Annotated in this window: 2 protein-coding genes; both read left to right on the forward strand. The window is 66.1% G+C overall.

All coding sequences use genetic code 11. The features are described from left to right. Positions 1–394 precede the first annotated feature (394 nt). Positions 395–604 carry a cold-shock protein gene (locus MKK84_RS25605; protein WP_243924844.1) on the forward strand — a complete coding sequence of 70 codons (210 nt, stop codon included), beginning with the start codon at positions 395–397 and terminating at the stop codon, positions 602–604. A 104-nt stretch (positions 605–708) separates the two neighbouring features. After that, entirely contained in the window at positions 709–1,071 is a 363-nt protein-coding gene (locus MKK84_RS25610) for a DUF6481 family protein (protein ID WP_243924845.1), read from the forward strand. The last annotated feature ends 36 nt before the right edge of the window (positions 1,072–1,107 follow it).

Here is a 1,107-nt window from a genome sequence, read left to right on the forward strand (position 1 = left end):
CAACGATCGCAGCAGTCGAGCGCCCTCACGCTCCTGCCGGCGAGCGCGCCGGTTGCCGTGTCCTCCCCGTTCACGTGCAGCCGGCGCGTCCTACACAGCGACGATGCGCCCTTCGGATCAGCGCAGATCCTCAAAAGAACAGCAGGCGCTACAGCGTAGCTCGTGAACGCAGAGGCGCGATCGCCCAGGCTGTTTTTCTCCCGATCAGATTTGTAGTTGTGAATGGGCCGCCGTTAGCGTACAAGTCACAGATCGATCTTTGGCCAGATATTCGGCCGTCTCGCCACACCAGGGCGAGCGCTCTGCATCTCTCCCATTTTCGACCACCAGCGACCGAGCGCGTGCGATGCATGCGCCCGACCTATTCGTCTGCCTAGATAGATACGGAATACCTATGACCATCGGCACCGTTAAGTGGTTCAACGACACCAAGGGCTTCGGCTTCATCCAGCCGGATGATGGCGGCAAGGACGTGTTCGTCCACATCTCCGCGGTCGAGCGCGCCGGGATGAACAACTTGGTCGAGGGCCAGAAGGTCTCCTACGAGATGGAGACCGACCGCCGCAGCGGGAAGCAGTCGGCCGGCAGCCTTCAGGCCGCCTGAGCCACGCTCCTCTGCCTCTGACGCGTTTCGAAGCCGTTCCCCCGGGGGCGGCTTCATCTGTTTCTGGCGCCGGGTCTCGGCTTCGGCGCGATGAAGGACTGTACGTGGGTCAATTCAAGACAAGCCAGCTCGTCGATCGCCTCGATGCGACAGCAAAAGCGCGACAGGCGACGCTTGACCGGTTCCGGGCCCGCCCGGCAGCGGATGACCCGACGGTGCTGGCCCGGCAGGCCGAGCGGCAGGCCCTCGTCGAGGCGCGCGAGGTGCGGGTCAACGAGCGCGAGGCGGCTCGTACCGCCGCCGAGGCCGCGCGTGAGGCGGAGGCTCTCGCTGCACGCGAGCGCGCCGAGGCGGAACGCGTCCGCCAGGCGGCCGAGAAGGCAGCGCAGCAAGTCGCGCTGGCCGCCGAGCAGAAGGCCGCGCGCGATGCACGCTTCGCGGCCCGGAAAGCCAAAGCACGCCGATAGGCCAGCCCGGCCCGCAACGCGTGATGATGGAAGGAC

This window comes from Methylobacterium sp. E-065 (genome assembly GCF_022829605.1).
Taxonomy (GTDB): domain Bacteria; phylum Pseudomonadota; class Alphaproteobacteria; order Rhizobiales; family Beijerinckiaceae; genus Methylobacterium.